Source organism: Shewanella decolorationis S12, from assembly GCF_000485795.1.
Taxonomy (GTDB): domain Bacteria; phylum Pseudomonadota; class Gammaproteobacteria; order Enterobacterales; family Shewanellaceae; genus Shewanella; species Shewanella decolorationis.
Window position 1 is genome coordinate 21,255 of sequence record NZ_AXZL01000065.1, and the last position, 19,357, is coordinate 40,611.

Here is a 19,357-nt window from a genome sequence, read left to right on the forward strand (position 1 = left end):
ATCTATCGCTTTTTTAGAAACCTGTCGTTTTCGACATGAGGACAACCATGACTCGCGCGAAATCTACCCTTGAGCAATGGCGTATTTTACAGGCTGTCGTCGATTATGGCGGCTACGCGCAGGCGGCGGAAAAGCTCAATAAGAGTCAATCATCACTCAATCATGCGGTGGCAAAGTTGCAACACCAGCTTGGCATAGAGCTACTCGAAGTTCGAGGCCGCAAAGCTTACCTGACACCACAGGGCGAAGTATTATTGCGTCGTTCGCGCCATGTGACTCAAGCAGTTAATGAATTAGAGCAATTGGCCAGTAACCTCGAGCAAGGTTGGGAGCCCACACTCACCATTGCCCGCGAAATCGTCTATCCGATGGAAAGTCTAGTGTGCGCGCTAAGCGACTTTTTGCCCCACAGCCGTGGCACTCGGATCATTATGTTGGACTCAGTCATCACAGGTACTCAAGAATTAATCCTTCAAAATAAGGTCGATATTGCGATTTGCGCCGGCATTCCGCCGAAGGGCTATTTATCCGAGCCCCTGTGTGAGCAGGAGCTGCATCTGGTTTGCCACCCGAGCCACCCCTTAGCTGAAATGGGCACCTTAGACGATGACAAGCTACTGGCGCAGCACCTGCAACTGGTGATCAAAGATACTGGCGTGCAGTCAAATATCGATATTGGTTGGCTAAAGGCCGAACAGCGCTGGACGGTATCGAACTTTCATGAGGCAAAAGTCATTTTAAACCAAGGAATTGGTTTCTGTTGGATCCCATCATTCCTAATTCAAGAGGAATTAGCCGCGGGCAAACTGGTGCGTTTACATCTTCAAGGCAGCCAAAAACGGCGCATTATGCTAAGCCTTGTGATCCCAAATCGTGACCAACAGGGCCCCGCCTCTAAACTGTTAGCCTCTTATATCCTTAAACACCATGGTGTGAGTACAAGCGAGTAACCACGCTCACTTTCTTCCCGCCAGCGCAAACCAGCGACTTTGTCATAGGGAATCTTTGTGGGTTTTAATCAGTAATAGCCGCGTTCCTAACCATACAGAACAAGCTTAAATGTTTACCTTAATAGCCAAATGCTAGGTAGTTAAGATTTGCAGGCATACTGCAATATTGAGGCTAAACATTCACATCTAAGAAATGCGAACGATGCAGTGCTAAGGTTTGAGGGTTGAACAGGCCGCGTGTGTCTTGGCGGTTTAATGACTCGAGTGTTAATCCATTGGAAATAATACTCTCACCCTCATAGCTAGGCGAATGAGTGGTTAGTGCCGAATCATCTATCCGCTCGAGTGAAGCATCATCCGAATCTGATTGATTAAGTTCAGTATTTCCCTTACTCGCCAGCGTTGCCACGGCGACCGAGCCATAGAAGCGCACCGCATTACTGCCGTTTAATGTGTGACTCGATACAGCATTACTGTCACGCGACGCGAGCCGCTGCATAGCAATCTCTGGCACGTCATCCTTATTTGATACGACACCAATCGCTAAGGTCGCCGTTGGCGGCTCAATGGTCTCTGTCGTATCAACTTCAGTGGTACTTACTGCATCTGAGGTATTATTCGATGCAATCTGCGCCGCAATGGCTTGCTTAATCTTATCAATCACTTCTGTCACTGGTGCCGATGGGTCATCTTGGGGCGCAGTGATATTGCCATTAGCATCAATCTTGCCAGTGACTTGAATTTGGCGCTCCTTAAGCGGTGGTAAACCTTCAATCTGTGCCTCTGCGCCAATTAGGGTTTCCGTGGTCGGTTGGTCAACAATCTGCTGCTGACGTTCCTCAGCAAGTTTAGCCTTGGCCTCATTCATTTTCTGCAGCGCTTGCGCCGCAACACGAATATCGGCAGAAGATGGGTCAACTGGCGCCATCGCCGCCGCATAGACCTGCTTCATCTTATTGATGGTCGCCAGTGGATCGCCAGGTACAATTGACACATCGATTTGCACCTCACCATCGGTAGCATAGCGCTGACCATCGGCACCTTTTTCATACTTGAAACTAGGGCTTTGAGCATATTGACCGCCCACACTGGCGTGGGCATGCTCATGGGCTTTGACTTCTGTATCCCTCGCTTTTAATGCGTCTATTTGGGCTTTTTGCTGTTCTATCGCCTTTTCTTGAGCCTGCTTGACTTGATCCTTCGCTAAGTCTTGCTGGCGAGTTTGTTCGTCCTGTGTCTGCTGAGCTTGTTGACTGTTATCTGCTTTAGCGAAAGCTTCAGCTAACGCTTGCTGTTTTTGCTCCTGCTCTTGCACAGCTTTTTCCCTTGCTTGCTTAGCTTGCTCATCACGAATTTGTTCAGCTTGATTTTGCTGAATTTGAGAAGGTTCACCTGCTGCCGATTCAGTCCCAACTTGCTCCTTGGTCCCGGCAGGTTGGCCAAAGAGATAACTAAACTGCTCACCCAAGCTGTTTGCCTGAGGCGAGGTTGCATCATCCATGTTGGTCACCACCGAATCGTGGGTCCCCGACGAATTACCAACGACATCACCCCCTGCAAACTCAGGCGCAGAGGGGCTAATTACTGTACTACGGGCCTGTTCTTGTCCCAATGGTGCGACATTCGTTGTTATGGCATCTGAAGACGAGAAGATATTGGCGAAATCCGAATTCGACGAAGTAATACTGCCGATATCGCTTTTAGATGAGTAAGCGGTTGTGCTTGGCGCCAAAGAAACCAGAGGATTAACGGCACCATTCAAGGCTGAAAGCCCCACATCCGGAGCACTCAATACTGACACGGCTGTCTGAGAAGCGGCAATTTGCCCATCTCTCATTCCACCTATGGAACGAGGCCCTGTCAGTAAACTAAAACTTTTTTGAGTTGAAAACTGCGAAGTCGAATCTATCCGCACAGATGGGGTTGAATGTAACTGAGCAGGAACGTTTACGTCTAAATCTACGATAGCTTTCTGAATTGCACTCGCATCCACATGAGCGCTAGAAGAAAGGCTAGCATAACTCGATTTAACACTTGCCAATAACTCAGGCTGAGTTCCTGTAAAAGGCAAAGTTTGGCTGGACGCCGCACTAAGGCTGCTTAAAGACGGTTCAAGTGCCCCACTCACTTCGGATTTTGGTGCATTAAAGCTAGCCGTTGAGGCGCTAAGGTTAGCAACCGTCTGACTGTTGTCACCTTGATAAACCAGTCCACTATGAGGTCTTGCTCCTTTTAGCGGCTCAATCGGCTTATCAGCACCCAAAAACGAATTGGATGGCGCGCCAACCTGGGATGACAGCGCCATGACCGACATAATTACACCTTAATATTAATAATCGAACCTATGGTTTCAGATTCTCTCTCGAGTACCTCAGTCGACGCCTCACCTTGTCGCAATGACGCGTTAGCTGCAACTAATGCTGAGGTTTTATCAGGTTCATCTACCGCCCTAGCGGTTTCTGTAGGTGCAGCGCTTTGCGCTGGGCTAGGTTTAGCCACATCAATCGTAGCCTGTGTTAACCCTGATTGAGCCGATTGCAAGCCTTGCAGACCGGAAGCATAAGCAGATTGGATTTGCATAAAAGGATTCCCGCATCTGGTGAACACTAGGTTAATTATTGACCAAGCCAATATCAATGTACAGATTTATCCCTCCTATTTGATGGTTTTTTTGCGGATTTGTGGCTCTTTTTAACAGGCTATCCAAGCCGATTCCCAATCCTTAAAAACCGGATTAAATCCCTTGAGCCGCATCTGAGTCATGACTTGCTCAACGGTACGTTCATCGCTTATTTCGAACTGATCTAATTGGCTCTCTGGCGCCTGATAACCCCCAGGTTGCGTTGAACTCCCCGCACTCATCTGTGTTATCCCAAGTGGCAGTAAATTGTCCCGAAGCGATGGCGCCTCGCGTGTCGATAAACTGATATCAAGTTGCTGATTAAAAAGCCTGAAGGCACAGATCATTTGCACCAGTCCAAGATCGGTTAAATGCACTTTTGGTGTTATGCCACCAGTACAAGGCCTTAAACGCGGTAAAGAAATACTAAATCGAGTACGCCAATAATGCCGTTCTAAATAGTTCAGATGATGGCCCATCAGTAAAGCATCGAGCCGCCAGTCATCTAAACCCAGTAACACACCTAGGCCTATCTTATCGACACCCGCACTAGCAACGCGATCGGGCGTTGCCAGCCGATATGTAAAATCCTGTTTATTGCCTCGGGTATGATGCTTGGCATAGGTCGCCGCTTGATAGGTTTCTTGATACACCATCACAGCATCCAGTCCTAGCTCGACAAGCTGACGATAATCAATCTCCTCAAGCGGCTGAACCTCCATGGCCAAATAACTAAACTGCTGTTTTACAATGGGTAACACGCGCTTAAAGTAATCCATCCCCACTTTAGTTTCATGCTCTCCCGACACTAGCAAGATGGAGTCGAAGCCACGGGATTTGATAATCGCTATTTCGGCCGCAAGTTCCTGCTCATTGAGCACTTTGCGCTTTAATTTATTGCTCATGCTAAAGCCGCAATAGTCACACTCGTTAGCACACAGGTTCGACAGGTATAAGGGCAGATAGAGTCCGATATTAGCCCCAAAGCGTTGCCGAGTCAGTGCCGCCGAGCGTTGAGCCATCTCTTCGATATAGGGCTCTGCTGCAGGAGACAACAGGGCAAGTAAACTCTCTAGATTACCCTCGGGCTGCATCAGAGCGCGCTCAACCTCTACTGCCGTGCAGGAATATAACGCCAGCAATAACTTATCCCGTTCAATATGGGCAAATTGGTCGACAAAACTCATTGCTGCAAGAATCCCGTTAGTGGACTGGTATGTACAGCCTGAGTCTGCACTCGGCCAAGCCCCGCTTCAAAGGCGCGGCGCCCGCAATCCACCGCATCCTTAAAGCACTGCGCCATTTCAATGGGCGAAGCACTACTCGCGATGGCGGTATTAACCAGTACGGCATCGGCTCCCAGCTCCATCGCGTGGGCCGCATGGGAGGGCGCGCCAATTCCCGCATCAATCACCACGGGCACTTTTGCCTGCTCAATAATCATCTTGATAAAAGACTCAGTCACCAGCCCCTGATTCGTCCCAATTGGGCTTGCCAGTGGCATCACGGCAGCGCAGCCAACCTCTTCTAAACGGCGACACAGCACAGGATCGGCATGCACGTAGGGCATCACGATAAACCCACGTTCACAGAGGGTTTTGGCCGCGGCTAATGTTTCGACCGCATCGGGCATTAGGTATTTGGGATCGGGATGAATTTCAAGTTTAACCCATTGTGTTCCCAGCATTTCCCGCGCCAGTTCAGCGGCGAATATCGCTTCCTTAGCATTACGCGCCCCCGAGGTATTAGGCAAGAGTCGCACGCCCGCTTTCCTAAGTGGTGTAAGCAAATCATCGGCCCCTGTTTTTAAATCAATTCTTTTCATCGCAACCGTCACCAACTGCGATTTAGACGCCTTAATCGACTCAAGCATCAGCTGACTTGATCTGAACTTACCCGTGCCCGTAAATAATCGTGACTCAAATTCCACACCCGCAATCGTTAACATCTTAACCTCCGGCGACAACGGCAAATACATCTATCCTATCCTCATGGTGACAGAGGATAGATGACCATCTATGTTTGGGTACAACGGCCTCATTAAGCACTAAGGCAACCGAGTGTTGGCAAATATTTTGTGCTTCTAACAGGGCTTGTAAACTCAGCGGTTGTTGAAGTGTCTGGGGCACATTATTGAGATGAATTAAAATCATAACAAACCTCGATTAGGGACAGATTTGAATGAAACGGCTGTAGTTGATTGCATTAATGCACTCGGTTTTAATCCGCACACCTCGCAATCGGGATCACGGGTTAAGGCAGCCGAATGCCATTGAAGTGACTTGGCATTGAAACGCCAAAATCGGCCAAGTAACGATCTAGTGGAGGCTATTGGTTGACATGTCTCTTCGAAAGACTGATTAACCGTTTGTTCTGTTGCAGAGGTTGGTGGCGTGGCTAGGAGCAACAATTGCATCGCTAGCAGCGCCTGCATCGATGCCATTACGCCGACACTGGGGCCAAGTACACCTTGGCTGGTACAGTTTTGTGGCGCGCGAGTATCCGAGGGGAAAATACAGTGATAACAGCCTCCCAAAGGGAAACGCTGCTGATCTACGGCAAACAATTGGCCGTTGAAAGCGGCTATCGAGGCGCTCACCAGAGGCAAGGCATGCTCAACACTCAGCCGATTGATGCAATGGCGCGCCATAAGATTATCAGTACAATCAAGTACTAACCTAGCTTCTTTGCCATGGGCTAACAGATTCGAAAATACCGCGTTCGCAGACTCAATAGTCAGATGCTCGGCAAAGGCATCAATCTCACAACCTTGCGCCAACACGGCCAATTTCTGTTTAGCAATGTGGGTTTTGTGATGACCAATATCGTCGTCACTAAAGAGTAATTGTCGCGGTAGATTGGACAATTCCACCCTATCGCCGTCGACAAGCGTTAAGCGCCCAACACCAGCGCAGGCTAAATACTGCGCCGCCAGTTGTCCAAGGCCGCCTAGGCCTACGATAAGCACATGAGCCTGTTTCAGCTGCAACTGGCCAGCCTCGCCGACCTCAGGTAAAAATATTTGCCGCGAATAACGAATAAAGTCTTTATCGGCAAGGGATTGCGCCTGCTCTTGTGTCGTGATCATAGGCTTGACTCCCAGGCTCGCGTCAATTCGGCAAGGGCCATTACTGGGTCTATTGTCTCGGTAATCGCCCGCACCACGGCAATATTGCGCACCCCAGTCGCTTTGACTTGCGCAAGATTCGAAGGTCCTATGCCACCAATTGCGACTAAGGGATAGTGCGCCTTTAACAGCTCTACATAATGAGTGAGTTTACATAACCCCTGCGGCGCCGATGGCATTTGCTTGGTGGTCGTTGGAAAGATATGCCCGAGGGCGATGTAAGATGGCGCATGTTGATGGGCACGCAGCAACTCGAAATAACCGTGGCTCGAGATGCCAAGAGCCAATCCCGCGGCATGAATGGCGTTAAGATCCGTCACCGCTAGATCTTCTTGTCCAAGATGGACGCCAAATGCGCCATGCTTTATCGCTAACTGCCAATGATCATTGATAAAAAGCTGCGCATCATAATGCTTACCTAAGGCAATCGCGGTTTGGATTTGTGCCTCAAGTTCGTCCGACGCAAGCGCATTAGACTTTAGCGCATTAGACTTTATCCTCAGCTGTACCGTCCTCACGCCCGCCGCTAATAACTGCTCGAGTAACAGTAGGTTATCGACTACGGGATAAATCCCTAAGTCAGGATCAAGGCGCTTAAACGCGCAGCATTGCAAATCACTGGATTCACTCAAGCTATTTTGAGAATAAGCCGTGACGTGAGGAAAAGCCGTTAAGCTGTGCGGCCAAGCGGTACGCGCGAGTGGTCCAGGACCTTTGCCAATCCCCTCTGCATAAGTTAAGCCTTGATTAACATAGGCTTTTGCTACCACAACGGCATCCTGCAATACAAAGCCAAAGGCTAACACCGAGGCGATGGCCGAAGACAGAGTACAACCACTACCATGATTATGGCGCGTGTTTATCCGCGCACTGCTGAGCCAAAAACCGCCATTAGCGTCAAGCGGTGAGCAGCCAGTAACCTGATGACAAATCAACAAATCTTCCGCCAAGCGCTGATTATCTGTGGCGATACGATGACTTGTGATACCGCTTTTGTGATCGCTTAAGATATCAGTGGTGTTAATGCCAGTACTTGCCTGAGCCGCAAAATCAATATCGCCGCCCTTGGCTAATACGCTGCAAGCTAATTGCACAGAGAGCTGCATTGCCGCAGCGGCGAACGCTGCTTTTGTGTGTAATGGTGACGCTTGTATGTCTTTGGCGACAGTAAGCCTTGCCAACTCCTGCACATTCGGCGTTATCAGGCTAATCAAGCCCTTAAAGGGAGTAAAATCCAGCGGCCGACTCGCCGTGCTCTTATCCCCAAGTTCATCCCCACAGCTTGCGACCATCACAGGGTCGAGAATAACGGGGACGAGTGGAAACTGGGTTTTAAAACCAGCCAACCAATCGGCAACTAAATGCAGTTGCTGCTGATTCGCGAGCAAGCCAATCTTAATCGCCTGAGGTGGTAGATCGGCTAACAGAGTCGATAGCTGCGTGAGTAGCATTGCATCACTCACCGGCTCAACTAAATCCACCGCCACCGAACTTTGGGCTGTTAACGTGGTGATCACGCTGCATCCATGACCGCCCAAATCTTTGATGGTGGCTAAGTCGGCTTGGATCCCCGCGCCGCCACCGCTGTCGGAACCCGCAATGGTCCAGACGATAGGTTTAGGCGCCACTTGGCTAATATGTTTAGCAGGGGTCATTATCAAACCTCCGCAACCTGTACTATGGATTGGAGTTCTGTCCCGTCCTTATGCTTGGCCGATTCATTGGCAGTATTTGCATCGCCTAGCGGTAGATACAGCTTGGCGCCCGAAGCCGCAAACTCGGCCGATTTTTGCGCCATGGCCGCCGCTAATTCATCTTGGGTTTTGACTCTGATCTGCTGGATTGCTTCTGTGTTTGATTGCCCTTGTGGAACTGGGTTTATCGATGTAAAAGTTTCAGCGCTCTCAACATTTTGGCTTGACGAAGCCGCTGCTAACGTACCCGCCGCTAAGCTTGCTGCATAGTCACGTACATCTTGGGTGATCTTCATCGAGCAGAACTTAGGGCCGCACATAGAGCAAAAATGCGCAACCTTGGCCGATTCCTGTGGCAGGGATTCATCGTGATAGGCTCGGGCTGTATCAGGGTCGAGCCCCAGGTTATATTGGTCTTCCCAACGGAATTCAAAGCGCGCCTTAGATAACGCATTGTCGCGGATCTGCGCGCCTGGGTGGCCTTTAGCAATATCGGCCGCATGAGCTGCAATCTTGTAGGCAATCAGCCCTTGTTTGACGTCCTGCTTATTGGGTAAACCTAAGTGTTCTTTTGGCGTCACATAGCAGAGCATGGCGCAGCCATACCATGCGATCATCGCAGCCCCAATTCCGGAGGTGAAATGATCGTAACCCGGCGCAATATCGGTAATTTGCGGCCCTAGGGTATAAAACGGCGCCTCGGCGCAGTGGATAAGCTGCTTATCCATATTCTCTTTGATAAGTTGCATAGGGATATGTCCAGGCCCTTCGATAATGGTCTGCACATCGTATTCCCAGGCGATTTTGACCAGCTCACCTAAGGTCTCAAGCTCGGCAAACTGCGCCTCATCATTGGCATCGGCAATGGAGCCAGGACGCATACCGTCGCCTAATGACAGCGATACATCGTAGGCAACGCACAGCTCGCAAATCTCACGGAAATGGGTATAGAGGAAGTTTTCTTGATGATGGCTCAAGCACCATTTGGCCATAATCGAGCCGCCGCGGGACACAATCCCAGTCACCCGTTTGGCGGTCATGGGCACATAGCGCAATAACACGCCCGCATGGATGGTAAAGTAATCGACGCCCTGCTCCGCTTGCTCAATCAAGGTATCGCGAAACACTTCCCAGGTCAGGTGCTCAGCCACGCCGTTTACTTTTTCCAATGCTTGATAAATCGGCACTGTGCCAATCGGCACTGGCGAGTTACGGATAATCCATTCGCGGGTTTCATGGATATACCGCCCAGTGGACAAGTCCATCACAGTGTCCGCCCCCCAACGGGTTGACCAGACTAACTTTTCGACTTCCTCCTCGATGGAGGACGTAACCGCCGAGTTGCCGATATTGGCATTCACTTTCACCAAAAAATTACGGCCAATAATCATAGGCTCGGCTTCAGGGTGATTGATATTTAACGGAATAATGGCGCGCCCACGGGCAATTTCGTCGCGGACAAATTCTGGGGTAATCGATTTACCGATTACGGCGCCAAAGGATTCACCTTGGCCGCGGCGGTTTAAGATTTCATCCTGCACCTCGGCGAGCGCCATATTTTCCCGAATCGCCACATACTCCATTTCGGGGGTAATGATCCCTTGGCGGGCATAGTGTAATTGGCTCACGCGCTTACCCGGTAAGGCTCGGCGAGGACGAACAATCGCACTTGAGCCGGCCTCGAAGCGCAGATGATCGAGCCCATCATCCTTCAGGCGTTGCTGGGTGAAATCTGAGGTCGCACAATCGAGCACTTCGGTATCTTGGCGCTCGATAATCCAAGGTAATCTGAGTTTGGCTAGTCCTTGGCGCACGTTAATTTGCGCAGCCGGATCGGAATAAGGCCCTGCGCAGTCGTACACCGGAATGGGAGGATTTTTCTCAACTATGGGCGCAGTCGCAGTGCCGCCAATCCGCGTATCGGTTTGCAGAATTTGCCGCATCCCTACACGGAGATCCTCACGACTCCCCTGCAAATAGAGCTTTTGCGAATTAGGATGTTGTAATGGTTTAAGGGTATCGATAAAGGCTTGGGCCTGGGCGCGCGCCGCACGGCGGCTCGTTTGCTCTTGGGTGTTCACAGCAATCGATTCTGAGGACAATTCTAAACTGGACATAAGCAATCTCACTTTAACAAATAAAAATGGGGTTGCTTGTCTGGAGACTTGAGTGTTGAAGCTGAGCCTTGCAAACCCTAAGCGGATTAGCGGACTCAATAACGACTAAATCGATGGGTTAATACAGGGCAAAAGGTGGCCGCTGAGACGATTTAATGGATGTTATTATGCTTGTTTCCTTCGCAGGTTTTAACCTGATCAGGTTCAACGGATCCCGAATAAACGGTCTCAGCCAAGAGGCACTCCGACAAGATGGGCAAAAGTATAGGCAGAAGCGCAATGAACAAACAAGCCTAATTTTAGGATAAAAACCAAATTACCAATCAAAAATAAAGAACAAATAACCTACTGTATAAAAACAAATTTAATTTCAATAAACTTTATAATCCACAACAAGTGTCATTTTTAGTGAAAATTTATCATCACTATTTTTTAACCTTTTGGCCGCTTTACCATCATTTTATCCAGCTGCGCCTTAATGGCATCGTCAATTTCTTGATTCATTTTCTTGCCACTGCAATCGAAGGGGAAACCTAAATTCTCAGCATAGGGATTAATTTGGGTACCGACTTTAACGACTCGATAGCAGGTATCCCCTTTACGGACAATTCGATTGGGATCCAGTTCTAAATCTAAACTGGTGGGGCCGCTAAAATCGTCGGCATTGGGCACAATCAACACCTCCATCTCAGGACTCATTTCAGACAAATTCGACCGTTTGCTGTAATGATTTGCCTGCTCTAGCACTAAATCATCCAAGGCTTGCTCACGCTGACGTTCAAAATAACGCTGGGTAAATAAACCGACACTGCCAGCCGTACCGCTGCTTTGCTCGTTTGCCGCAGACTGCTCTGTACTTGCCGCTTGAGCCGAGTTTGATTGGACTTCTGCCTTTTGAGGATTAACAGCTTCTTTTGTACTCTGCTGGGTTTGGCCCTGTGTTGGAGTGTTTGAAACTGCTCTATTTGACACTTGGGCGCCGACTTCTGGAGGTTTTGCAATCTGCTCTATAGTGTTAGGCGGCGAAATGATCGGCTCACTAGAAACGGTAGGTTCTTCCACAGAGGAATCTTTAGGCGGATCCGCTGGAGCGGTTTGCGTTGGCGGCGCATAAATAAAATATGCCTTTAACGCCTTGGTTGTAGTCCGTGCGTTGGAAGATGATTCGGTAAACGACAGCCCTAAGTGTTCCGACTGGGTTCGCCATAAAAAAATTAATAACAACAGCAGTAAGCTATGACCTAGGATGACCCAAAACAATGGCTTAAGATTGAAATACTGCGACCACTCTCGCCCACTTAGATTTGAAGATGTTTGAAATGTGCTATCGATATCTTTTTGGTTAGCCTCATGCAAATTAAGGCTTATACCGCTTCCCAAAGGCTCTGCATGAGCGCTAAAAGGCTTAGGGTTCAAATCTATAGTGCCTTGGACTGTAGCGCTGAAAGACGTAACACAAAAAGGCATAACGGAAAATGCTACGGTCTCGTCGTTTGTCACGCGGCCGTACGCATCAAAACTAAGCTCATCTTCTGGGGTAATATTCGAACGAACAGGCAAAATCCATCCCTTAGTACTTAATGGACAAAGTACTTAACAAATCCATGACATCTACGGGAGATTAGAGAAAGTGCAACGCACAAAGTTCCAAGGCGTTGACATTAATCAGTCGTAAACAGTCACCATAATGTTGTACAACTAGATAAGAGCTCGCCTCAGTCTCAGTTGATGATGTTATCCTTAAAATAAATTAGCTTACACGTGTAAGCTAATTATGGCTTTCCAATTTATCAACTGATAGACTCAGTCATTATCGCCATCGAGTGGATCAACAGCATGCCAAGCCAGAGTTTGATAGAACCGCAAATGAGTCATGAAAAACCATTGAATATCAGTTGCTATAGCCTTAGTGAAGAGATAGCCAATAGCATCAGCCATGGCCTAGGGGTGATCGCGGGGGTGGTCGGCTTAGTGTTTATGATCCTCAAGGGCGCCGACCACCTCACCAGTATTCAGCTCACAGGTGTTATTATTTATGGTGCAAGCCTTATCCTGTTGTTTTTAAGTTCTACCCTGTATCACAGCGTAACGCATGTAGGCTGGAAACATAAACTTAAGATTGCCGATCATTGTGCTATCTACTGCTTAATTGCAGGCACCTATACCCCGCTGATGTTAATCAGCCTGCAAGGACAACTTTCCACCATTATCCTGACGGCGATTTGGTCCTTGGCTATTGGTGGGATTTTATTTAAGACTTTGTTTATTCATCGCTTTAAAAAAATGAGCCTAGTGCTCTATTTAGTAATGGGTTGGCTGTGTGTGACTGTGATGGGCGATTTGACGGCGGCGATGTCACCGCTAGGATTTAAGCTTCTGCTATTGGGCGGGTTGTTTTACACCTTAGGGGTGGTCTTCTATGTCGGTAAACGCATCCCATACAATCACGCGATTTGGCATTTATTTGTATTGGCAGGCGCGATGAGCCATTTCTTTTGTATTTATTTAACCGTGATCTAACGGTTAAGGCAGCCTTCACAGAAATCCTCATAAGCCATCCTCAGGATGGCTTTTTGATGGCTGCGCTTTAAACTACAGTGCAATAACCCTTCAAGCTAACTTTATCTACAGCAACTCTTCTACGATTCGTTTGAGCAGAAAGGTTTCCCTGTCGATAGATTGCCCTTTATTGGCGAACGTTCGCTGAATTTCTTCATTATGGGCAATCGCTTGGTGGATATTGATCCACTCTGGGCGCATGCCATTTTTTATCTCATGGGCTTCGAGTCTTGGCTCACCTAGGCCGCGCTCGCCAAGGCTCATATCGATTTCGCACAGGTAACAGTAAGAATCCATATGTACAACATTTGCGCCCTCACGAAACCAAGAACGATATTCCTCATAACGACCAAAGGGCGCTAACACTTTGGCGGCAATAGCGCCGGTTTCTTCCTGCAACTCTCGGATAAGTCCAACTTCGAGGCTCTCGCCCTTATCCACCCCACCGCCTGGTAAACCGTAATCCCGATATTTTTGGGTGTAGAGCAGCAAAATATCTTCCCCTGACAGCACAATGGCACGGGCGGCTTGGCGATAAAAAATCTTCGCCTGTTTAAGATTGAGATTGGCAGCTTGGGTGGACTTCAATAAACGCATAATAAAACTCAAGATTAACGGCCTAATAGCATAAATCAACTCGATGGATTTACAGAGTAAAACCGTTTCGACGCCAAGGATAAGCGCTCAATGGCTGCATGTTGACCTATAAGGTTAACAATTCAGTTGCTGCAAAATGTGCTGATAGGCCGCCACAATTTGCGACTTGTTGGGCATGCGATGCTCAGGAATACGCTGATAGTGGCCTATGGTTTGGTCAAGATACCGTTTGGCTTGGTTGGTTTTATCCGCATCTAACCCTTGCCACATGATTGAGCCCGTCGCACTTAAGGGCACTGCTTCAGTTGTTTTTGAACTGGTATTCGTTTTTGAGCAGGCATTGGCCTGAGTTAAATGTAGGATCTCGTAGAAACGTTGGTTTTCTTCGAGTAAATATTCATCTTTAAGGGATAAGCCCAACTCCGCCAACGCGCTGCGTACATGGTAATTATGATGCACGGGACACAAAATAAATTCGAGCTGGCAGGTGCTTTGACTAAGGTCATGATTGCCCAATTTATTTCCACTCTGAGCATCACGTTGAGTTTGCTGATTCGCCACAATACTGCGCACCAATTCAACCAACAACTCACCGCCCACACCCGCAATAATCACCAAGTGCTTGGCTTGTTTGCCGTATTGCGCCAGTGGCAAGGCCGCCACATCGAGGCAATGCACTTGCCATTCACTCAGTGCTAAGTCTGTATTTTCAGTTTCATGGTGTGGCGGAAAAAACCTTGCCAACTCAAGGCTGAGTTGCTGCATCAAGGGCGCGACACAATCGACAAAATGCACTTTAGGCGCGGCATTTCTTTGCAGTAACAGCATGCCGAGTAAACCATGATCGCAGCAGCAGTCCCAAATATGATCGTATCCTTGCTCTACCATCTGATTGATCTGCTGTAATCGCTGACTGATTTTCACCGCTGACGCCTCAAAAATCGCGCCCATACATGCTTGAGCGCCATAAAGCCGCGCATTCTACCCGAGTCAGCGGTTAAAACCCATCTCTTTACACTTTGCGTTCGGCCTGCCGCCTAACCGCTCACTATGGTGAATACGTATGCAAAGCATTGCGAGCAAAAAGTCATCGCCACTAGTATGCATTGACCCATATTCACTATAAAAACAAGGATCAGGGAATGTTCAGCAATCCTCTTACCCATGCACGCCACATCAACTCGCCAAAACGACATCACCGCCATTGGGCCGCCAGCCTATTTACGCCCAGCTTGCTAGCACTCAGCATTGGCAGCCTGCTCTGCAACAGTGCCACAGCGCAGACCCTCAAACTAAGCTCACCCGACAAGCAAATCGTCTTGAGTCTGAGTGATGATACGGGCCGCCCAGAATACCAAATCCATTTTCATGGCAAATCGATTATCGAACCGAGCCGCTTAGGGTTAGTCTTTGCCTCACTGGGCGAATTAGGCCAAGGTCTACGTATCAAATCGAGCCACACCGCCAGCACCGATGGCAAATGGCAGCAACCTTGGGGTGAGCAAGAGTGGATTAAGGATCAACACAATCAACTGAGCGTGGTATTAACCAACGGCAAAATCGACTTAAACCTCGAGTTTAAAGCCTTTGACGATGGCATTGGCTTTCGTTATCACTTAGCCGCCCAAAACGCCCTGCCAGCGAATACACCGCTTGCCATCACCGATGAACTCACCGAATTTAATATTGGTCAGAGTGTTAAGGCCACCGCCTGGTGGATCCCTTCTCGCGGATGGAACCGCTACGAATATCTGTATCGCACCAGCCCACTCAATCAGGTCGACCGAGCCCACACCCCTTTTACCTTTAAACTGATCGATGGCACCCATTTAAGCATTCACGAGGCAGCGTTAGTTGATTTTGCCTCGATGACCCTCGATCAACAGCGCGATGGCAAGTTCAAGGCCGATCTCACCCCTTGGTCAGATGGTACTCGTGTTAAAACCCAAGCGGGCTTTTATACCCCATGGCGCACCATTCAAATCGCCGACAAGGCCACGGGACTGCTTAATTCGCACCTTATCCTCAACTTGAACGAGCCCAATAAACTGGGAGATGTCTCTTGGGTTAAACCGGGCAAATATGTCGGTATTTGGTGGGGTATGCACCTCAATGAAAACACTTGGGGCTCGGGTCCAACACACGGCGCAACCACTAGCGAAACTGAGCGCTATATGGATTTTGCCGCCAAGTACCAATTTGATGGCGTTTTGGTCGAGGGCTGGAACCAAGGTTGGGATGGCGATTGGTTCCATAATGGCGATCAATTCAGTTTTACCAAGGCCTACGATGATTTCGATTTACCCGCCATTACCGCCTACGGCGCCAAAAAAGGCGTGCGCCTGATTGGTCACCATGAGACCGCAGGCTCAGTGACCCATTACCGTAATCAAATGGATGATGCCTTCGCCCTGTATGAAAAACATGGCGTGACCCAAGTCAAAACCGGTTACGTCGCTGACGGTGGACAAATCAAACGCATCGATGAAAACGGCATCCCCCGTCACGAATGGCACGACGGTCAGTTTATGGTGGGCGAATATCTTCACAGCGTTACCGAAGCCGCCAAGCACCATATCAGCATCAACAGCCATGAGCCGATTAAAGATACTGGGCTTCGTCGCACTTATCCTAACTGGCTCGCCCGCGAAGGTGCCCGCGGCCAAGAGTACAATGCCTGGGGCAGCCCACCAAATAGCCCAGAACACACTGCCATGTTGCCTTTTACCCGTATGCTGGCAGGCCCTATGGACTTTACCCCAGGGATTTTTGACTTAGCGCCTAAGGGCTTAGATGCCGAAAACCGTGTGCAAACCACCTTGATGAAGCAGCTCGCCCTGTATGTGGTGCTCTACAGCCCAATCCAAATGGCCGCCGACTTACCGCGCAATTATCAGAAACATTTGGATGCTTTCCAATTTATCCGTGATGTGCCAACAGACTGGTATCAAAGTATCGCACTGGCTGGCGAAGTGGGTGATTACGTGGTGTTTGCCCGCCAAGCCAAGGACCAACAGGATTGGTACTTAGGCGCGTTGACCGATGAAAATGCCCGCGAAGTCAAGGTAAAACTGGATTTCCTCGACCCAAACAAACGCTATCAAGCACAGATCTACCGTGATGGCGCAAAAGCCGACTGGAAAACCAATCCCTATGATTATGTAATTGAAACCAAAGAGGTTAGCGCCAAGGATAGCCTGACATTACAGCTAGCCAGCAGTGGCGGCACAGCGATCCGCTTTAAAGCGCTGTAAACTCAAGCGCTAAATGGACTCTAAAAGTCCCGAGCGACAGTCACTCTTGCAACAGTGACTATTGCCACAGCAATCGAAGCGAAAGTGGCCATTACAATAGTTACCAAGAAGTCCTTCTTGGTGACTATTTCTTATTATTGAGTTGCTTAGTTTTAGTTACAGCGCCTAACAACCATTGGCGGATTTCATTTGAGCAGGACCACTGCCCTCCACTACTGAGTCACACTCGACACGGATGCAAATTGTATTAAGTTAGCTTAAGCTAAACTCCCCAATGCTTAATGGTGACGACCTTGCGATACACGGCTGATGAACTCGAAATGCGCAGTTTTAAGCGTTTTGAGACCCAATTTGCCCACTTAGGCTTTAATCATTTTCAAGCCATTGCCCCACTGCGCCCTTGGGTGCAGCGCTATTTTCATTTGCGTGTCGCGGCGAATTTACTTAAGCCAATCGACCAAACCTTCTATCCCGATGGCGGCACAAGCCTGCATTTTTATTTGCCATCGCCCGGCATTAGCGACGCGCCTTCGGTGTATTTTTACTCGGGCCAGCAGCGGCATTGTCATAGCTTCACGCCGGGTACCGAGCAAATTACGGTGCGTTTTCAGCCCAGTGGCGCCTTCCATTTACTGGGGGTTGAGCTTGCCGCCATGCAGACCGATACGACAGCAAGCGTTATCGATGTGACCCAGTGGCCCATCGTTGGTTTAACAACGCTCTTATACCAACTCGTTGATACACCGCAACCTAGCGAGCGTATCGCCCTCGTGGAACACTGGCTATTGCAACGAGCGCAGCAATTAGACTTAAGCTTATCGACGCGCATGAGCCTAGTCCCCGCAACCTTGCCTCGACTCATCCACACCCAAGCCAATTTGGAGACCTTTTACGGGCAACTCCCCATGAGTCGACGCCAATTTGAACGCAAATTTAAACAGGAAACGGGTTTATCGCCCGCGCAGTTATTGCAGCTGAATCGAGTAAAAATTGCCCGCAACCTATTGAGTCAATCGCCGTCGCTTAGCCTCGCGAAGGTGGCCTTCGATTGTGGATTTTACGATCAAGCCCATCTACATCAGCACTTTTTACGGGTGATGCTGCAAACACCGGGGCAATATAAAAAACGCAAAATGTCGCAAATCTCCAATATAACGGCCGATTAATCCCTTAGATTCAAGCCTCAACTTACAGGAGGCTTTATGTCAGAACATATTCCGCGCCAACAGATTTACCAACTCCAACCTGAACTTGCCAAAGCACTCATTAGCCTAGATAAAGCGGCAAGTGACTCGGCGTTTTCGCCATTATTGGTACATTTAGTCAAACTTAGGGCATCGCAACTCAATGGCTGCGCGTTTTGTCAGCGAATGCACGCCGAAGAAGCGCGCCACGACGGAGAAAACCAGCGCCGTTTAGATTTACTGGCTGCTTGGCACGAAGTCGATGGACTCTTTGATGCACGGGAGCAAGCGGCGCTGCGCTGGACGGAAACCTTAACCCGCGTCGCCCAATCGCCAGTTCACGACAGTGAATACGCCGCGCTCGCCGAGCATTATTCAGAGAAGGAGATTGTCGATCTAACCAGCCTAATTATCGCCATTAATGGTTGGAACCGCATCGCGATCGCCTTCCATCTTCAACCGCTCTAATCGCGGTAAACATGCTTATCGCAAGCCTGTTCCTCAAAGCCAGCAAGGGCACCTACTCTGGTGCCCTCAATACCTGTACTCGCATCAGTCATGTTTTGGCGAGTATCCAATAGCTAACAGCATTGATTGGCTGACTCAGTCAGGTTGAATGGCAACTTGAGGTAGTGGTTTGAAATAATTATTTGCGATAACAGTTTGATAAAGGAAAAGTTGATAGCGACTAACGCTCACGCTAGATAAGGAATTTTTGTAGCCTAGTGGCACTGTTCAGTCTTTAACCAGAGCATGGCTTCAAATTGGGGCGATAAGGATTGTGTCGTGATAAAAAACTTCTCGATATCGACTGAGGTGATACTTTCGCAGCGCCCTCTAAAATCGGCATTCATCTGCTTGACAAAATCTGAGGCGAGAACGGCTTCCTTAAATCCCTCCCGTAGGGCCACCACCTTGGGGTTATGCATATTGCCCGCCGAAGCCAAAGCATCGGCTAACTCCTGAGGGTAATGTCGCTGCAGATAAGTGTGCAACTCGTGCTGAAGACCATCGAACTGTGCAAGGGTTGACACTTGTACCGAGCGAATCCACACCGACTTGGGAACAGCGGCTATCACGTCTTTCAAGCTATCTACACCCGTGCTTGAGGCAAAAATCACCGCGTCATGATCAGCAAAATTTGTCTGCCACTTAAGTGGCTCAGCAACTGTGACTTGTGAAAACAATGCGACTTGAGAGAACAGTGCGAATAAGACTGCCGTGAAATAACGTTTCATTCGAGATCCTTTCGATT

Annotated in this window: 17 protein-coding genes and 1 riboswitch; of the genes, 5 read left to right on the top strand and 12 right to left on the bottom strand. The window is 48.9% G+C overall.

What is annotated here, in order from left to right:
- Positions 1-47 precede the first annotated feature (47 nt).
- The gene (locus SHD_RS10010) at positions 48-950 is read left to right on the top strand and encodes a LysR family transcriptional regulator (protein ID WP_023266995.1); all 903 of its coding nucleotides are present in this window, start codon (positions 48-50) and stop codon (positions 948-950) included.
- Between the two features lie 172 nt (positions 951-1,122).
- On the opposite strand, the gene SHD_RS10015 is transcribed toward SHD_RS10010, so the two are convergent.
- The 9 genes from SHD_RS10015 to SHD_RS10055 all read right to left on the bottom strand — a co-directional run bounded on the left by SHD_RS10015 (position 1,123) and on the right by SHD_RS10055 (position 12,068).
- Positions 1,123-3,264 (bottom strand): putative metalloprotease CJM1_0395 family protein, encoded by a 2,142-nt coding sequence (locus tag SHD_RS10015; RefSeq protein WP_023266996.1) that lies wholly within the window; start codon positions 3,262-3,264, stop codon positions 1,123-1,125.
- A gap of 2 nt (positions 3,265-3,266) precedes the next feature.
- Complete coding sequence (locus tag SHD_RS10020) at positions 3,267-3,530, bottom strand: hypothetical protein (RefSeq protein WP_023266997.1); 264 nt, start codon at positions 3,528-3,530, stop codon at positions 3,267-3,269.
- Between the two features lie 111 nt (positions 3,531-3,641).
- Entirely contained in the window at positions 3,642-4,757 is a 1,116-nt protein-coding gene (gene thiH, locus SHD_RS10025; RefSeq protein ID WP_023266998.1) for a 2-iminoacetate synthase ThiH, read from the bottom strand.
- Positions 4,754-5,518: a thiazole synthase gene (locus SHD_RS10030; RefSeq protein ID WP_039978077.1), complete on the bottom strand. Its 765-nt coding sequence runs from the start codon at positions 5,516-5,518 to the stop codon at positions 4,754-4,756. The genes thiH and SHD_RS10030 overlap by 4 nt, the downstream gene beginning before the upstream one ends.
- A 1-nt stretch (position 5,519) precedes the next feature.
- A complete protein-coding gene (thiS, locus tag SHD_RS10035; protein ID WP_039978079.1) occupies positions 5,520-5,723 on the bottom strand; it encodes a sulfur carrier protein ThiS in 204 nt (67 codons plus the stop codon).
- Positions 5,720-6,658, bottom strand: a complete 939-nt coding sequence (locus SHD_RS10040) for a HesA/MoeB/ThiF family protein (protein WP_023267000.1) — start codon at positions 6,656-6,658, stop codon at positions 5,720-5,722. The genes thiS and SHD_RS10040 overlap by 4 nt, the downstream gene beginning before the upstream one ends.
- Positions 6,655-8,352 (bottom strand): thiamine phosphate synthase, encoded by a 1,698-nt coding sequence (gene thiE / locus SHD_RS10045; protein ID WP_023267001.1) that lies wholly within the window; start codon positions 8,350-8,352, stop codon positions 6,655-6,657. The genes SHD_RS10040 and thiE overlap by 4 nt, the downstream gene beginning before the upstream one ends.
- Before the next feature lie 2 nt (positions 8,353-8,354).
- On the bottom strand, positions 8,355-10,508 hold the full coding sequence (thiC, locus tag SHD_RS10050; RefSeq protein ID WP_023267002.1) for a phosphomethylpyrimidine synthase ThiC: 2,154 nt from the start codon (positions 10,506-10,508) through the stop codon (positions 8,355-8,357).
- Positions 10,509-10,666: 158 nt separating this feature from the next.
- Positions 10,667-10,765: riboswitch (TPP riboswitch) on the bottom strand.
- A gap of 175 nt (positions 10,766-10,940) precedes the next feature.
- Positions 10,941-12,068 carry a hypothetical protein gene (locus SHD_RS10055; protein ID WP_023267003.1) on the bottom strand — a complete coding sequence of 376 codons (1,128 nt, stop codon included), beginning with the start codon at positions 12,066-12,068 and terminating at the stop codon, positions 10,941-10,943.
- A gap of 276 nt (positions 12,069-12,344) precedes the next feature.
- Between SHD_RS10055 and trhA the strand changes: the two genes are divergently transcribed.
- A complete protein-coding gene (trhA, locus tag SHD_RS10060) occupies positions 12,345-13,028 on the top strand; it encodes a PAQR family membrane homeostasis protein TrhA (protein WP_023267004.1) in 684 nt (227 codons plus the stop codon).
- Positions 13,029-13,133: 105 nt separating this feature from the next.
- Here trhA and SHD_RS10065 read toward each other — a convergent pair whose 3' ends face one another.
- Together SHD_RS10065 and SHD_RS10070 are read right to left on the bottom strand one after the other, a co-directional pair.
- Positions 13,134-13,664, bottom strand: a complete 531-nt coding sequence (locus SHD_RS10065; protein WP_023267005.1) for an NUDIX hydrolase — start codon at positions 13,662-13,664, stop codon at positions 13,134-13,136.
- A gap of 114 nt (positions 13,665-13,778) precedes the next feature.
- The gene (locus SHD_RS10070) at positions 13,779-14,588 is read right to left on the bottom strand and encodes a tRNA (adenine(22)-N(1))-methyltransferase (protein WP_039978109.1); all 810 of its coding nucleotides are present in this window, start codon (positions 14,586-14,588) and stop codon (positions 13,779-13,781) included.
- A 218-nt stretch (positions 14,589-14,806) separates the two neighbouring features.
- Between SHD_RS10070 and SHD_RS10075 the strand changes: the two genes are divergently transcribed.
- From SHD_RS10075 to SHD_RS10085, 3 genes are all read left to right on the top strand, one after another.
- Positions 14,807-16,918 carry a glycoside hydrolase family 97 protein gene (locus SHD_RS10075; RefSeq protein WP_039978081.1) on the top strand — a complete coding sequence of 704 codons (2,112 nt, stop codon included), beginning with the start codon at positions 14,807-14,809 and terminating at the stop codon, positions 16,916-16,918.
- Positions 16,919-17,199: 281 nt separating this feature from the next.
- Positions 17,200-18,084 carry a helix-turn-helix domain-containing protein gene (locus SHD_RS10080; protein WP_023267008.1) on the top strand — a complete coding sequence of 295 codons (885 nt, stop codon included), beginning with the start codon at positions 17,200-17,202 and terminating at the stop codon, positions 18,082-18,084.
- Between the two features lie 36 nt (positions 18,085-18,120).
- Positions 18,121-18,570, top strand: a complete 450-nt coding sequence (locus SHD_RS10085) for a carboxymuconolactone decarboxylase family protein (RefSeq protein WP_023267009.1) — start codon at positions 18,121-18,123, stop codon at positions 18,568-18,570.
- Positions 18,571-18,824: 254 nt separating this feature from the next.
- On the opposite strand, the gene SHD_RS10090 is transcribed toward SHD_RS10085, so the two are convergent.
- The gene (locus SHD_RS10090; protein WP_023267010.1) at positions 18,825-19,340 is read right to left on the bottom strand and encodes a hypothetical protein; all 516 of its coding nucleotides are present in this window, start codon (positions 19,338-19,340) and stop codon (positions 18,825-18,827) included.
- Between the last annotated feature and the right edge of the window lie 17 nt (positions 19,341-19,357).

Coding starts and splice junctions, on each gene's coding strand:
- SHD_RS10010 (WP_023266995.1), top strand. CDS start 48: ATGACTCGCGCGAAATCTACCCTTGAGCAATGGCGTATTTTACAGGCT.
- SHD_RS10015 (WP_023266996.1), bottom strand. CDS start 3,264: ATGTCGGTCATGGCGCTGTCATCCCAGGTTGGCGCGCCATCCAATTCG.
- SHD_RS10020 (WP_023266997.1), bottom strand. CDS start 3,530: ATGCAAATCCAATCTGCTTATGCTTCCGGTCTGCAAGGCTTGCAATCG.
- thiH (WP_023266998.1), bottom strand. CDS start 4,757: ATGAGTTTTGTCGACCAATTTGCCCATATTGAACGGGATAAGTTATTG.
- SHD_RS10030 (WP_039978077.1), bottom strand. CDS start 5,518: ATGTTAACGATTGCGGGTGTGGAATTTGAGTCACGATTATTTACGGGC.
- thiS (WP_039978079.1), bottom strand. CDS start 5,723: ATGATTTTAATTCATCTCAATAATGTGCCCCAGACACTTCAACAACCG.
- SHD_RS10040 (WP_023267000.1), bottom strand. CDS start 6,658: ATGATCACGACACAAGAGCAGGCGCAATCCCTTGCCGATAAAGACTTT.
- thiE (WP_023267001.1), bottom strand. CDS start 8,352: ATGACCCCTGCTAAACATATTAGCCAAGTGGCGCCTAAACCTATCGTC.
- thiC (WP_023267002.1), bottom strand. CDS start 10,508: ATGTCCAGTTTAGAATTGTCCTCAGAATCGATTGCTGTGAACACCCAA.
- trhA (WP_023267004.1), top strand. CDS start 12,345: ATGCCAAGCCAGAGTTTGATAGAACCGCAAATGAGTCATGAAAAACCA.
- SHD_RS10065 (WP_023267005.1), bottom strand. CDS start 13,664: ATGCGTTTATTGAAGTCCACCCAAGCTGCCAATCTCAATCTTAAACAG.
- SHD_RS10075 (WP_039978081.1), top strand. CDS start 14,807: ATGTTCAGCAATCCTCTTACCCATGCACGCCACATCAACTCGCCAAAA.
- SHD_RS10080 (WP_023267008.1), top strand. CDS start 17,200: ATGGTGACGACCTTGCGATACACGGCTGATGAACTCGAAATGCGCAGT.
- SHD_RS10085 (WP_023267009.1), top strand. CDS start 18,121: ATGTCAGAACATATTCCGCGCCAACAGATTTACCAACTCCAACCTGAA.
- SHD_RS10090 (WP_023267010.1), bottom strand. CDS start 19,340: ATGAAACGTTATTTCACGGCAGTCTTATTCGCACTGTTCTCTCAAGTC.